The sequence below is a fragment of the Curtobacterium sp. 9128 genome (assembly GCF_007673775.1).
Classification (GTDB): Bacteria; Actinomycetota; Actinomycetes; order Actinomycetales; family Microbacteriaceae; genus Curtobacterium.
The window spans coordinates 512,358-525,352 of sequence record NZ_VEAF01000004.1; the positions used below are offsets into that span (position 1 = coordinate 512,358).

Genomic DNA, 12,995 nt, shown 5'->3' on the forward strand with positions numbered 1-12,995 from the left:
GCCGGGGTGCGGTGTCCGCAGGAGGGTGCGACGACCGCGCGAGAGCGTCGCCGGCTCGGCCATCGGGAACGACGACGCCCGCCGTGCCCCGGAGGGCACGACGGGCGTCGCGTCAGTGGTGCAGCTGCGTCAGGAGGCGCGGCGGGCGCGGGCAGCGCGGCGCTTGAGCGCGCGGCGCTCGTCCTCGCTGAGGCCGCCCCAGACGCCGGAGTCCTGGTTGTTCTCCAGTGCGTACTGCAGGCACATCTCGGTCACGGTGCAGCGTGCGCACACCGACTTCGCCTTCTCGATCTGGTCGACGGCAGGCCCGGTGTTCCCGACGGGGAAGAAGAGCTCGGGGTCAGCAGTGAGGCAGGCAGCCTTGTCACGCCAGTCCATGTGGTGGTGCTCCTTGATGTCGATGCTCGAACGGCAGGCCGGGGCCGTGGTTCGGGGCTGAGAGCTCTGCACATGGTCATGTGACGCGCGGCGAGCACCTGTGGGGAGGTGATCCGCTCGAGGAGAGTCTGACGCCCGCTGAACACTCGGAGGCGAGCGTCGAACCACGGGAGACGCACACCACATCGTGCCGTCCAAACGACCTCGAACATCGTTCCATACTGGTATGGCCAAATCAAGGGTTGCAATGCTGGAGGAACGCTGTGTCTGACACCACCCCGAACGTGCCCGACGTCCCCGAGCCGCGGTCCCGGGCGATGATCGGGCTGCTCGCCGTGGTCGCGCTCGAGTTCCTCGCCCTCGTCGTCGTCACCGTCGTGCTCCTGATCGAGGTGCTCGTCTCGCCCGCGACGAGCCTGGCCTCGGGCATCGCGCTGGTCGTGCTCGCCGCGATCGCCGCGCTGTGGCTCGGCTCGATGCTCGTCGGGCTCTTCCGCCGCCGGCCGTGGGTCCGGAGCGGGATCATCGTCTGGCAGGTCATGCAGGGTGCGCTCGCGATCGGCGCGTTCCAGGGCGTGTTCCGCGTCCCCGCGGTGGGCTGGGCGCTGCTGCTGCCGGCGTTGATCGCGATCACACTGGTGCTGTCACGGTCCGTGACCACCGCCCTGGCGCGCCGCGCGGACTGAGACCGGAGACGGGAGGCCCGGTGCCGGTCCACGGAACCGGCACCGGGCCTCCAGAGCGTCGGGCGAGCTCAGACCAGGCCGAGCTTCTTCCGGAGGCTGGCCACGTGACCCGTCGCCTTGACGTTGTAGAGCGGGAGTTCGACGGTGCCGTCCTTGTCGACGACGATCGTCGAACGGATCGTCCCGGTGACGATCTTGCCGTAGTTGTTCTTCTCGCCCCAGGCGCCGTACGCCTTGTGCACCGCGAGGTCGGGGTCGCTCAGCAGCGGGAAGGTCAGGGCCTGCTCGTGCCGGAACCGCTGGAGTGCGGGGAGCTCGTCCTTCGACACGCCGAGGACCTCGTACCCGGCGGCCTGGAGCGAGGACATGTTGTCGCGGAAGTCGCAGGCCTCGGTGGTGCAGCCCGGTGTCGAGGCTGCGGGGTAGAAGTACACGATGACCTTGCGCCCGCGCAGGGATCCGAGGCTGTGCTCGGTGCCGTCCTGGTCCGGCAGGGTGAAGTCGGGGGCGGTGTCGCCGGCGGCGAGACGGTCGGTCATGGTGCTCCTGTTCGGTCGTCGCCCGCTGGTGGTCACGGGCACGCGAAACCCATGCTATTGTTGATTCCCGTTGCGGCACACACGCCGGAACAGCACTGACACCAGCAGTGCATGCACCTCTAGCTCAATTGGCAGAGCAACTGACTCTTAATCAGTGGGTTCTCGGTTCAAGTCCGAGGGGGTGCACCACCGGTCCCCGTGCTTCTCCGGAAGCACGGGGACCTTCTGCGTTCCGGCCGTCCGACGGCACGGACACGCCGGGTCCGCGATCGCGAACGGTCAGTGTCCTCCTGCGTCCCGCTCGTCCGCGGTCGACGGATGCAGACGTCGCACCGCTGCGTGCATCTGCTCGAGGGTGACGTCGCCGGCCACCCACGCGTCCTGGAGCTCGTGCACCTCGTCGGAGGCCCGGCCGCCCTCGAGCGCCGTCGAGGTGCGCGCCTCGTCGACGATCTGCTGCCGCCGTGCATGCTCCGCCTCGTCGAGCCGGGTCGGTCGGGGGCGTCGCAGGATCGGGAAGCCGTACTTCTCCTCGAGTTCGGCGGCGGCTTCGTCGTAGGTCGTCGTCCCCTCGAGGATGCGTCGCGCCCGCCCCAGGGCCTCGGCGTCCGGGAAGTGCCCCTCGAGCTGCTGGCTCTTCTCGATCATCGCCATGGCCTGCTCGAGCTCGACCCCGCGCAGGACCCGCCGTTCCTCCGGCATCCCGCCCTGTTCCGATCCGGTCGTCACGCGCCGCGTCCGCCGGAGAGTGCGTACAACATGCGCCACCCCACCGGTTCGAGTCGGAGCGGTCCGTCCGTCCGGAGCGCCACGCCGTGGACGACGGGATTGGTGCCCATCTGCGACATCAGGTCCCCGAAACGCGGTGTCCGTTCGTGGTCCAGGAGCCACACGTGTTCGCCGGCGCGCTCGACCCAGGCTCGGTTGGTCAACGACCCGAACCGCAGGGCCACGATGCGCTCGAGCGGAACCGGGATCTCGATGGTGTGCGACGTCCCCGGCAGGACGTTCTTCACGGGCGGCACGACGAGTGGGGCGATGACCTCGATCTCGTCGCCGTCCTCGAGCGACCCGGGGTAGGCGTCCACCGCATGCCAGCGGTCCGGCAGGGTCCCGCTGAACGGTTCGTCGAGGACGAACCCGGCGAGGTGCACGTGCGGCGCCCGTTCGATCTGCTCCCGCACACTGAGCGTGATCGTCGCGGGTCCGTCGCCGTCTGCGTCGCGCACCGTCCACGTGAGCGCGTCGCCCACGGCGATGCTCGATCCGTTCCGGATGTGTTCGTCCATGTGGTCCCCTCGTCCGTGCGTCACGGTACACGCGCCCGCGCAGGCGACGACGGGCTGCCGTCGCGTTCCGTGGAGGCGCCGATCCGAGCCCGGTGCGATGATCGGCGGATGGTCCTCCGCAGCGCCCGTGTCTCGCTCGAACCGATCTCGCCGGATCTCGCCCGGCGGATCATCGCACGCGACGAACAACCGGGCGACGACTGGCACCGTGAGTACCCCCTGCGCGACGAGCTGGATCCGCTGCGGTCCCTCGTGACTGCTGGTCCCTCGGAGACCCCCTTCACGATGTACCTGGTGCGGCGGACCGATGACGGGAACGCGGTCGGGGGCTTCGGCTTCTTCGGCCCGCCGGACGCGACCGGCCGGGTGGAGTTCGGCTACGGGCTCGTCCCGTCGGCGCGAGGGGCCGGCCTCGCGACGGAGGCTGTTCGACTGGCACTCGGGCACGCGTCCTCGTGGGGCGCTCGCGTCGCGGTCGCCGACACCGCTCCGGAGAACGTCGCGTCGCAGCGGGTGCTGATGAAGAGCGGTCTCGTCGAGGTGCGACGTGACGAGGCTCTGGTCGTCTTCCGACGCGTCCTCGTGTCGTCGGCGCGCTCTGGGGCCCCGATGGAAATCTGACATCTCAGAGACTGGACGGCTGCATGACGGCCTGTCAGGATGAGCCCACGCAGAACGAGGGGGCTCCTGATGACGGTTCAGCAATCGCCGGGCGACACGGCCGATGATCCGATCGAGACACCGGCACGACGGCAGTACGGGCCACTGCCGGCGCCGTTGATCGCGTGGAGCGGCGGGCGTGCCGCACTGGCGCTCGTCCTCCCGGTCGGCGTCGGACTGCTCCTGGCGGGGACCGTGACGATCGTCGGTGTCGTCGTCGGCGGCCATGTCGTGGTCGCGAACGGCACCTTCACCGAGGTCGAGCCCTTCGGAGTCTCGGTGGTCGCGTTCCTCGGGGGTCTGGTCGTCGCGGCACTGGGGTTCGGATTCGGCGTCACGGCCGCGACCGCCGTCGTGATCGCCACGGCCGACGACGCGGTGCTCCGTCCTGGTCGGGCCTGGCGGTGGGCGCTCGGACGGCGGCGACTCGTCGCCGGAGCCGCGTCGTCCGCGGTGCTGGCGGTGCTCCTGGTGACAGCGGTGGCCCGGGCATGGCACGCCGACGAACCGGTCCTCGTCACGGTGACCGTGGGGCTGTCGGTCGTCGGGCTCGTGGTCGCAGCGCCGCTGCTGCTCGGCTGGGTGTCGCTCGTCGCCGGCGTACCGCGAGCCGAGGCGCTGCGCCGTGCCTGGGGCGCCGGCCGCTCGGTCGTCCGCGGGGGACTGGAGGTGACGGCGACGCCCCGCCGGGCACTCGTCGGAGTCAGCGCACTCGTGCTGGGGGTCGGCGTCGGGATCTGGCTGCTGCTGCGGCTCATGCCGGCTTCGGTGCTCCGCAGCAGCTCGATCCTGGCGTGGTGGTGCGCCATCGGGACCGTTGTCGTGCTGATGGTCGTCGCCGTCGCTGCGCGAGGAGCCGCGGTACGGGGTGAGCGGGGGCGGCTCCGGCCGCCGGTGCTCTCCCCGGAGACCGCCGACCGACGGCCAGGACGCACGGGCGTCGCAGCGTTCGAGGTGCTGCTCGTGCCGGCGTTGGCGTTCGCCGGGGTCGTCTCGAGCAACCCAGCCGGTCTGGTGCAGTACACCGTGGCGTCGGTCGACGAGGGCTCGTTGGAGCAGGCGGACGTCGCGGACGTCACGGGCAGGACGGTCGTCTCGAGCATCGACCACGGGCCCCCGACCGTCGTGCGCGCGTGCCGGGCGGCGTCGTGCGGAACGGCGTTCGCGGTGTCCAGGCCATCGCTCGGGTCCGCGATCGGCGCTGCGGGTGACGGCGGCCTGCTCACCGCGCACTGGACGGTGCGCTCCGCGGGGGACACTGCACGGCGGTACGAGCTCGACGTCGTGCACTCTCGGCCGGATCAACTCGAGCCGGAACCCGGACCGAGAGCCAGCTGGTGGCCGACGGGGAGGCGCGCGAAGTCGATGCCCCTCGAGACCGCCGCCGCCGACGAGCTCCCGGCGGGGCGACGGACGACAGTCGCGGCCATCGACGTCGCCGACCTCGACCAGAGCAGTTACGGGGTGACCGCCGTGGCCATCGCCGCTCGGGGAGACTGGCCCGTGGTGGTCGGGATCGCACGGGGTGGCGAACGGGACGCTCGGTCGCACCTGTTCACCGTGTTCTGCGGCGAGCCGTCGTGCGTGCGCCACACGGTCCGTGAGGAGGCGCTCGCCTGGATCCCGCCGTTCGACGACCACGCGCTGGACGCCGCGGTGATGAGCGACGGGACGGCCGCGGCGGTGCTGCGGTCGAGGACGGATCCGCGGTTGCCGGAGCTCTCCCCGCTCCGGCTGGTCTCGTCGCACCCTGACCGAGGTCGGACGACCGTCCGCGACGTCGCGAGCGCACTCCCGCCCGGGGAGTCCACGGAGTGGTACCGGGACGACACCGATGCCCGGGTGGCCGCCGGCAGCGACGGGAACCCGGTCGTGCTCGCCCGGTCGAGCGGAACCGCGGCGTACCGGATGACGTTCTGTGCCGATGTGCCGTGCTCGTCCTCGTCCTCGACGCACCGGGACGTCGCTGCGCAGGCGACGGCGGACGTGCCGACGGCGTTCGTCATCGATCGTTCAGGTCGCCCGCTCCTCGCCGTCCGGGACGACCGGCGGGGCACCGTGGGGCTGGTGTCCTGCCGTGACGCCCGATGCGTCGAGCACGACCAGACGACCATCGCCCGGTCAGCTCGTCCGGGAACGATCCAGGAAGGCGGCGGCGCGCTGGCCATGCGACTCACCGCAGACGGCCTCCCGATGCTGGCAGTCGCCGCCGTGCCGGCCGAGCGGGACTCCCGCGAGGAGACACAAGGGTTCGTGATCCGCTGCGACCGGGCTCGATGTGGTGCGCCGTGACCGTGCCGCCGCCGGAACACGGACGACGACCCTCGGCAGCGGCCTGGCCGATCTGGATCGTGTTCGCAGCGCTCCTGATCCCGGGGGTCGTCGGGGTGTGGTGCTCGGGCGTCCTCGCGGAGGCCGACCAACGCCTGGCAGCGCGCGAACGCGGAGCTGCCGGCCGGAGCGAGGTCGTCGTCGGTGCGCTCGTCGACGCGGACACGACGTCCGGCATGCCGCGGTCGACACCGATCTACCTCCTCCGTGTCCCTGCCGCGCCCGGGGAGTCCGAGCAGGTCCTCCGCGCCACCGGCCCGTCGTCGTGGGGCTTTCCGCCGTCGTCGGACCATCCGTCGCGTCGAGCGTTCCTGGTCATCGTCGACCATGGCGGAGCGAGGGTGATCGCCGACGGCCCCGTCGGCACCGTCCGTGCCCCGACCGCCGAGTCGGCGGCCCGTGCCGAAGCCGCGGCGCGGAGCAGCGCGGTCGTGGCCGTCGCGAGCCGGATCGTCGTGCCGGTCGTGCTCGTGAGCCTCCTCACGGTGGCGATCGTCCGTACCGCGCGCCGAGTGGTTGCGCGTCGGACCGTGCAGCGGCGTCGAACCGCCGAGCTCCGGGCCCGATGGGGTCCACCCCGCGGAGACTGAGTCCGCCACGTCCTGTCCGCAGCGACGGAGATCGCCACGTCCGGCCCGCAGCGACTGAGAGCGCCACGTCCTGCCCGCAGCGACGGAGATCGCCACGTCCGGCCCGCAGCGACGGAGATCACCGCGTTCCCGGCCGGGCCTCGGCTGCCACTAACTCGTCCGCTGCAGCTCCCCACCCGTGCGGGTCGTCACCCGGCGGCACGAGTGCAAGCGCGTACCAGAGCACCTGGATCCGCCACCAGGCCAGCTCCGCCTCGGTCAGCCCACGCACCGTCTGGTACCCCTCGAGGAGCGCTCCGTGCACCGCGGTGGACACCGGTGCCCACTCACGGAACATCGTGCCGAGCAGCACGGCCGACCGCGCGAGTTCGCCCACCGTGCTGTCGACCCGGATCTCCTCGAGGTCGAGGACACCGGTGACCTCGTCGCCCGCCATGAGCACGTTCGCCGCCCGGAAGTCCCCGTGCACGACCTGCCGCTCGTCCGGCTCCGGTGGTGCGGCGTCGAGGAGGTCCTGCAGCACGGTGCGGGCACGCGGTGTCAGGGAGGCCGGGTCGGTGGCGATCCACGCGGCGATCTGCGAGGACGCGGACGCCGGCCGGCCGAGCGTGGCCTCGACGTGGGCCCGCTCCGGCCAGCTGCGCATCGCGGCGTGCAACCGGGCGAGAGCGCTGCCGGCGGAGCGGACCTGGCGGAGGTCGCCGACGTCGAGCCACGTCCCCGACACGACCCGCTGCAGCCCGGCGGACACGCCGTCGTCCTCGACCTGGACCCGGCCGTCGCGTGCCGGGATCGGTGCGGAGACGGGCAGACCGCGCGTGCCGAGCCATGCGGCGAGGGCGGCGACGGACCCGAGGCGCGCGAAGCGTTCCGGCGCGACCGACCACTTCAGCAGGAGGTGCTCGCCCGCGGCGGAACGGACCCACGCCAGCGCGTTGCGGTCGCTCATCACGATGCGGTCGCATGCGGCGACGGCGATGCCCCAGTGCCGCTCGAGCATGCCGGAGACCCACGCGGACGCCGCGTCGAGGTCCGCGAGACCGAACCGGTCACGGAGGACCCCGTCGGGCTCGTCCTGCTCCCAGAGCATCTGCAGCGTCATCGCCGTCCCCCGTCTGCCGAACCGTCGGCGTTCCGAGGGACAGGGTAAGCTCGGTCAGGTCAGTCGGGGGGAGTCGGGAACCATGATCACCAGGGAGCCCAGGGGTGGAGCGCTCGACGCTGCCGAGCTCGCGCGCCGCCTCAACCTGCTGCTCGACTTCGAGGAGTCCCAGCGCGGTGCACCCGTGCCGTTCTCCGCGATCGAGGACCACATCGCAGCCCGCGGCGGCTCGCTCTCGCGTGCGAAGTGGACCTACATGCTCTCGGGCGACGGTCGTCGCAACCGCGACACCGAGCTCCTGCAGCTCCTCGCCGACTTCTTCGAGGTCGACGAGCGCTTCCTGCTCGAGGACAGCGAGATCCCGGAGCGCATCGGCGCGCAGCTCGCCCTCGTCCGCTCGCTCCGCTCGGCGCGGGTCAGCGGCTTCGCTGCCCGCACCTTCCCCGGCGAGCTCTCGCCCGAAGCCCTCCGCCGGATCGCTGCGGTGATCGAGGAGGAGTCGCAGCGCGGGATCCTGCCGTGACGGCCGCACGGATCGAGGCGTTCTGGACCCGCGGCGTCGCCGAGGGCTGGTCGGACGTCGACCAGGCCGTCGCCGCCGCGTCCGAGCTGGTCGGCAAGCCCGTCGTGGTCCGCGAAGAAGCGTTCCTGGCGGCCGAACCCGTCTGCGGCTTCGTCGCGACGCTCGAGCACCAGCACCTCATCATGATCTCGCCGACGCCCTCCCGGACCTTCCGGGCGTTCGTGATCGGCCACGAGCTCGGGCACGTCCTGCACGCGCACCACGAGGCGTCGGCGCAGTCGGCCTACATCCGCGACGTCATCCCGGACCTGCCGGAGTACAAGGTCGAGCGTGCGATGGCCCGTGGCCTGTTCGAGAACGCCTACGAGCGCGAGGCCGAGCTCTTCGCGGACCGGCTCGCGCAGCTCATCCGCGACCACCGCACCCGGCCGAGCGCGTTCCGCGGGGTCTTCGGGTGACCGGGAGCGCCCGGTGATCCTGTCCGTCGTCCAGGCCGTCCTGCTCGTCGTCGGCGCCGTCGCGCTGTTCGTGCTGCAGCGGGGACAGGACCGCACGCTCGCCGTGACGTTCCTGTTCTTCTGCGCGACGATCGTCACGAACGTCGACCCGCTCTACCGGTGGCTCGACCCCCTGGCCGGCGGGGTGAACGTCGTGACGGTGGTGAGTGACTGCCTGATGATCGCCGGGACGAGCACGCTGCTCTGGGGCGTCGCGAAGGCCGTCGGCGCTGCGAGTGTGTGGCTGCGGAACGCCATCGTCATCGCCTGCACCGTTGTCGGCATCGTGGTCGTCGCGGCGTTCGTCGTGCTCGACAAACCGGCCACCACGACGACGTTCATGCTCGTCGCCGGCGACCAGCCGGCCGCAGCGGTCTACTCGATCGCGCAGACGGTCTACCTCGGGGTCGCGCTCGGGGCCACCGGACTCATCTGCGTGCTCCGCGTGCGGGAGGCCCGGACCCGCACCGACCTCGTCGGCCTCTGGGTGCTCGTCCTCGGTGGGGTGCTCGGCGTCGTCCGGATGGTCGTCGTCGTGGTGATGGACCTCGCGCACGTGCTCGGACACGTCGACGTGACGCACGCGCTCGCGCTGCCCTACGACGTGACGACACCGGGGGCGGTGCTCTGCGTGGCGTCCGGGATGCTGCTGCTCGTGATCGGTCACCGGATCGCCCGGGCACGGCGCTCCCGCGCGGTCGTCCAGGCGATCCGGGCGATCCAGCCCCTGCACGCGCGGATGGGCACCGACAACGAGTACCCGGCGACGACGGACCCCGCGACGCTGCTGAGCCGGCTCATCGTCGAGGTGAACGACGGTGTCCGCAGTGCACGCTCGACCCTGGACGACGAGGAGCGAGCCGTCCTCGCCCGCGCGGAGGCCGCGCTCGATGTCGGCTGACCGTCGGCGCGGGGGAGTTCCGGCCGTGCGGGCGGCGGCAGCGCTGGGCGTCACGGCGCTGGCGCTGACCGGCGCGGGTGTCGCGGTGTCGTCGTATGTTGCGCGGCGCGCAGCGGCGCTGGTCGAGTCGCCCGCGTTCGACGCGGACCCCGGCCTCGAACGGGTCACGCTGCCGGCCTCGGACCTCCCCGGTTGGGTCGGGTCCGCCGGCGGTGCGGGGGACCGCTGGGCGTTGTTCCTCCCCGGCCTCGGGTCCCACCCGCTCCGGCACCAGGACCTCGCGTCGACGTTCCGGGAGCGCGGGTGGACCTGCCTGTTCGCCGCGCACTCGGCGCGGTGGCCGGCCCGGCGACACGCGTTCGGTGTGCCCGAGTCCACCGAGGCGGTCGCGTGGATCCGGTACGCGGCTGCGCACGGTGCGCGCGAGGTCGTGCTGCTCGGCTGGTCCTTCGGCGCGGCGCTCTGGCTCCGTGCGCTGACGGAGCCGCTCCCCGTGCGCGTCCGTGCGGTCGTGCTCACCGGTCCGCTCGTCGACTGGTCCGACACGATCGCGCACGGTGCCGGCTCCGGGTTCCTCGGCAGGGCTCTCGCACGCGGCGCCGCGACGGTCCTCGCGCTCCCCGTGCTCGCCCGCATCGCCGGGCAGCGTGCCACCCGGTCTCTCCGGCCCGCGTCGGCCCCACTGTCGGCACCGCCCCTGGTCGTCGTGCACAGTGCCGACGACCGGACCGTGCCGCTCGCCACCTCGCGTCGTCTCGTCGCGGACTGGCCTGCCGACGCGCGGCTGTACGTGGTCCACGGTGCCCGCCACGGCGCCGAACGCGACGTCGATCCCGCCGGGTGGCTCGACGCGGTCACGCCCGCCGTGTAGGGTCTGTAGCACGTGCTACACATCGTGTGGTGCGGACCGGGTGGGACTCGGCCGCGTTGGGGGCGGCCGAGCTCCACTGCCGGGCGGCCTGGGCAGCGCATCCGGAGCCGTGCAGCCCACGGGTCAGCGCGAGCCCGCCACCGGCCGACACCGGTCGACACCTCGGGCCGCCACCGGCTGACACCGCGTGCCGCCACCGGCTGACACTGCGGGCCCGCCAGCGCGAACCCGGCACCGTTCGCCGTAGGATCGTCCGGTGTCCGTCTTCGCCGCAGTCGTCCTGTTCGTCGGTGCCCTGTTCAACCTGATCGCCTGGCCGCGCTTCTTCCAGCGCGTCGCGAAGGACACCAGGGCGCGGGACGCGTCGGGTCGCCCGACGACGTTCTACCGCGTGCACCTCGTGCTCCTCGTGATCGCCCTCGTCATCACCGCCGCCTCGATCGTGGCGGGCATCCTGCTGCTCGTCTGACCAGGCCACCGCTCGGCCCGCCCTGGACGGCACCCGTGCCGGACGGGAGGCTCGTGGCGGCGCCGACCCGTGCCTCCCGTCCGGCGGTCCGCGGCACCGGGGCTTCAGGTGCGCTTCAGCGCCGTCCAGCAGAATGCGGGACGTGCGCGTGCTGGTGGTCGACGACGAGGTCCGGCTCGCCGACGGTGTCCGCCGTGGCCTCGAGGCGGAAGGGTGGGCGGTGGACGTCGCCCACGACGGCGTCGACGGGCTCTGGCACGCTCGCGAGTTCACCTACGACGTCGTCGTGCTCGACCTGATGCTGCCCGGCATGAGCGGGTGGGCCGTGTGCGAGCAGCTCCGCGCCGATGAGAACTGGACGCCGGTCCTCATGCTCACGGCGAAGGACGGCGACTGGGACCAGGTCGAGGCCCTCGATGCCGGCGCCGACGACTACGTCACCAAGCCGTTCTCGCACCCCGTGCTCGTGGCCCGGCTCCGCGCCCTGGTCCGTCGCGGGGCGCAGGCGCGTCCGAGCACGCTCGTGGTGGGGGACCTCGTCATCGACCCGGCGGCGAGGACGGTCGCCCGCGGTGATGCCCCGCTCGAGCTGACGAGCCGCGAGTTCGCCGTGCTGGAGTTCCTGGCGCGTCGAGCGGGACGGGTCTGCTCGAAGCGCGAGGTGATCGAGAACGTCTGGGACGTCGACTTCGACGGCGACCCCAACATCGTCGAGGTCTACGTCGGGCACCTCCGTCGGAAGCTCGACCGACCGTTCGGGCGGAACTCGATCGAGACGGTCCGAGGCGCCGGGTACCGGTTGGTCGCCGACGATGCCTGAGCGGACTCGGCGGCTGCGGAGCGTCCGCGCGAGGACGACGGCGGCGGCGGTCGTGCTGGTGTCCGCCGCGCTCCTGGTCGGGTCCGCCGCGTTCGTGGTCGTGCTCCGGCTCGTGCTCGTCGACGGCGTGCGGGCGACCGCGGAGAGCGGGCTGGAGCAGGCCTCGGCACGCGTCGAGTCGGACGGCGCGGCGGCGGTGGACGGCTACGACGACGTCCTCGTGCAGGTCATCGACCGGGACGGCCGGGTGGTCGCGCACGGTGACGATGCGGACGCGCCGGCACTCTCCACCGACGACGGGCGTCGGTGGACACGCGACGGGGAGCGGTGGCTGCTCGTCTCGGACGACGTCGACCTGCCGGACGGTACCGAGGCGACGGTCGTGTTCGGTTCGTCGCTGGAGTCCTCCGACACGGCGACCGCTGCGGCGGGGACGCTGCTCGCGCTCGGGGTGCCCGTGCTGGTCGCGCTGATGGGCATCGGGACGTGGATCGTCGTCGGGCGCGCACTGCGGCCCGTCGAGCGCATCCGCGCCGCGGTCGACGCGGTCGGGGGTGACGTCCGCGGATCCCGTGTCGACGTCCCCGACACCGGTGACGAGGTCGCGCGGCTCGCCGCCACGATGAACGGGATGCTGACGCGCCTGGAACGGTCGGCGGCCTCGCAGCGTCGGTTCGTCGCGGACGCCTCCCACGAGCTGCGGTCGCCGATCGCCTCGGCCCGCCAGCACGCGTCGGTCGCGCTCGCGTACCCGGATCGGCTCGCGGCCGGGGAGCTCGCCGAGGTCGTCCTCGCCGAGAACGACCGGCTCGCCGGCCTCGTGGACGGGCTCCTGGTGTTGTCGACGCTCGACGAACGCGGGGTCGTCGGCACGCGTCCGGTCGACCTCGACGACCTGGCGTTCGCCGAGGTCGCCCGGATCCGGGCGGCGGCGGTCGTGGCGGTCGACGGGTCCGCCGTCGGGGCCGCACGGGTGCTCGGCGACGAGCGGATGCTCGCCCGGGTGGTGCGGAACCTCGTCGACAACGCCGTCCGGCACGCCGCGTCCCGCATCGCGATCGGGGTCCGGCAGGAGGCCGCGACCGCGGTGCTCACGGTGGAGGACGACGGCTCCGGCATCCCGGCGAGCGAGCGGGAGCGGGTCTTCGACCGCTTCGTGCGGCTGGACGAGGGCCGGAGCCGTGACGCGGGTGGATCGGGACTCGGGCTCGCGATCGTCCGTGACGTGCTGACGGCGCACGGTGGTTCGGTCGCGGTCGACGACTCGCCGCTCGGAGGCGCACGGTTCGTCGTCCGCATCGCACTCGGCGGGTGATCAGCGGGCTTCAGGTCTGCTTCA

16 protein-coding genes and 1 tRNA gene are annotated in these 12,995 nt (G+C 72.5%); 12 read left to right on the forward strand and 5 right to left on the reverse strand.

Annotated elements, in window-relative coordinates:
- Positions 1-129: 129 nt before the first annotated feature.
- On the reverse strand, positions 130-378 hold the full coding sequence (locus FS641_RS11250) for a WhiB family transcriptional regulator (protein WP_017888820.1): 249 nt from the start codon (positions 376-378) through the stop codon (positions 130-132).
- A 263-nt stretch (positions 379-641) separates the two neighbouring features.
- Between FS641_RS11250 and FS641_RS11255 the strand changes: the two genes are divergently transcribed.
- The gene (locus tag FS641_RS11255; protein WP_144763730.1) at positions 642-1,064 is read left to right on the forward strand and encodes a hypothetical protein; all 423 of its coding nucleotides are present in this window, start codon (positions 642-644) and stop codon (positions 1,062-1,064) included.
- Between the two features lie 68 nt (positions 1,065-1,132).
- Here the strand turns inward: FS641_RS11255 and bcp are convergent, their stop codons facing one another.
- Positions 1,133-1,603 (reverse strand): thioredoxin-dependent thiol peroxidase, encoded by a 471-nt coding sequence (gene bcp, locus FS641_RS11260; protein WP_144763731.1) that lies wholly within the window; start codon positions 1,601-1,603, stop codon positions 1,133-1,135.
- A 113-nt stretch (positions 1,604-1,716) separates the two neighbouring features.
- On the opposite strand from bcp, the gene FS641_RS11265 reads away from it, so the two are divergent.
- Positions 1,717-1,792 (forward strand) — tRNA-Lys (locus tag FS641_RS11265).
- A gap of 90 nt (positions 1,793-1,882) precedes the next feature.
- On the opposite strand, the gene FS641_RS18110 is transcribed toward FS641_RS11265, so the two are convergent.
- Entirely contained in the window at positions 1,883-2,332 is a 450-nt protein-coding gene (locus tag FS641_RS18110) for an antitoxin VbhA family protein (protein WP_186317710.1), read from the reverse strand.
- Positions 2,329-2,892, reverse strand: coding sequence for a hypothetical protein (locus FS641_RS11275; protein WP_144763734.1), 564 nt, complete (start codon positions 2,890-2,892; stop codon positions 2,329-2,331). The genes FS641_RS18110 and FS641_RS11275 overlap by 4 nt, the downstream gene beginning before the upstream one ends.
- Before the next feature lie 108 nt (positions 2,893-3,000).
- Here FS641_RS11275 and FS641_RS11280 point away from each other — a divergent pair, with 108 nt between their 5' ends.
- The 3 genes from FS641_RS11280 to FS641_RS11290 all read left to right on the forward strand — a co-directional run bounded on the left by FS641_RS11280 (position 3,001) and on the right by FS641_RS11290 (position 6,473).
- Positions 3,001-3,513, forward strand: a complete 513-nt coding sequence (locus FS641_RS11280) for a GNAT family N-acetyltransferase (protein WP_144763736.1) — start codon at positions 3,001-3,003, stop codon at positions 3,511-3,513.
- Between the two features lie 69 nt (positions 3,514-3,582).
- Positions 3,583-5,844 (forward strand): hypothetical protein, encoded by a 2,262-nt coding sequence (locus FS641_RS11285; protein WP_144763738.1) that lies wholly within the window; start codon positions 3,583-3,585, stop codon positions 5,842-5,844.
- A complete protein-coding gene (locus FS641_RS11290) occupies positions 5,841-6,473 on the forward strand; it encodes a hypothetical protein (RefSeq protein WP_144763741.1) in 633 nt (210 codons plus the stop codon). The genes FS641_RS11285 and FS641_RS11290 overlap by 4 nt, the downstream gene beginning before the upstream one ends.
- A 118-nt stretch (positions 6,474-6,591) precedes the next feature.
- Here FS641_RS11290 and FS641_RS11295 read toward each other — a convergent pair whose 3' ends face one another.
- A complete protein-coding gene (locus FS641_RS11295; protein ID WP_144763744.1) occupies positions 6,592-7,575 on the reverse strand; it encodes a phosphotransferase enzyme family protein in 984 nt (327 codons plus the stop codon).
- An 82-nt stretch (positions 7,576-7,657) separates the two neighbouring features.
- Here FS641_RS11295 and FS641_RS18115 point away from each other — a divergent pair, with 82 nt between their 5' ends.
- The 7 genes from FS641_RS18115 to FS641_RS11325 all read left to right on the forward strand — a co-directional run bounded on the left by FS641_RS18115 (position 7,658) and on the right by FS641_RS11325 (position 12,971).
- Positions 7,658-8,098, forward strand: coding sequence for a hypothetical protein (locus FS641_RS18115; protein WP_186317711.1), 441 nt, complete (start codon positions 7,658-7,660; stop codon positions 8,096-8,098).
- Positions 8,095-8,556 (forward strand): ImmA/IrrE family metallo-endopeptidase, encoded by a 462-nt coding sequence (locus FS641_RS18120; protein ID WP_186317712.1) that lies wholly within the window; start codon positions 8,095-8,097, stop codon positions 8,554-8,556. Before FS641_RS18115 ends, FS641_RS18120 begins: the two co-directional genes overlap by 4 nt.
- 13 nt (positions 8,557-8,569) lie before the next feature.
- Positions 8,570-9,496 (forward strand): hypothetical protein, encoded by a 927-nt coding sequence (locus tag FS641_RS11305; protein WP_144763749.1) that lies wholly within the window; start codon positions 8,570-8,572, stop codon positions 9,494-9,496.
- Positions 9,486-10,367 carry an alpha/beta hydrolase gene (locus tag FS641_RS11310; RefSeq protein ID WP_144763751.1) on the forward strand — a complete coding sequence of 294 codons (882 nt, stop codon included), beginning with the start codon at positions 9,486-9,488 and terminating at the stop codon, positions 10,365-10,367. The genes FS641_RS11305 and FS641_RS11310 overlap by 11 nt, the downstream gene beginning before the upstream one ends.
- Before the next feature lie 256 nt (positions 10,368-10,623).
- Entirely contained in the window at positions 10,624-10,836 is a 213-nt protein-coding gene (locus FS641_RS11315; protein ID WP_144763753.1) for an SCO4848 family membrane protein, read from the forward strand.
- Between the two features lie 142 nt (positions 10,837-10,978).
- Positions 10,979-11,656 carry a response regulator transcription factor gene (locus FS641_RS11320; RefSeq protein WP_144763755.1) on the forward strand — a complete coding sequence of 226 codons (678 nt, stop codon included), beginning with the start codon at positions 10,979-10,981 and terminating at the stop codon, positions 11,654-11,656.
- Entirely contained in the window at positions 11,649-12,971 is a 1,323-nt protein-coding gene (locus FS641_RS11325) for a cell wall metabolism sensor histidine kinase WalK (protein ID WP_144763757.1), read from the forward strand. Before FS641_RS11320 ends, FS641_RS11325 begins: the two co-directional genes overlap by 8 nt.
- Positions 12,972-12,995: the final 24 nt, after the last annotated feature.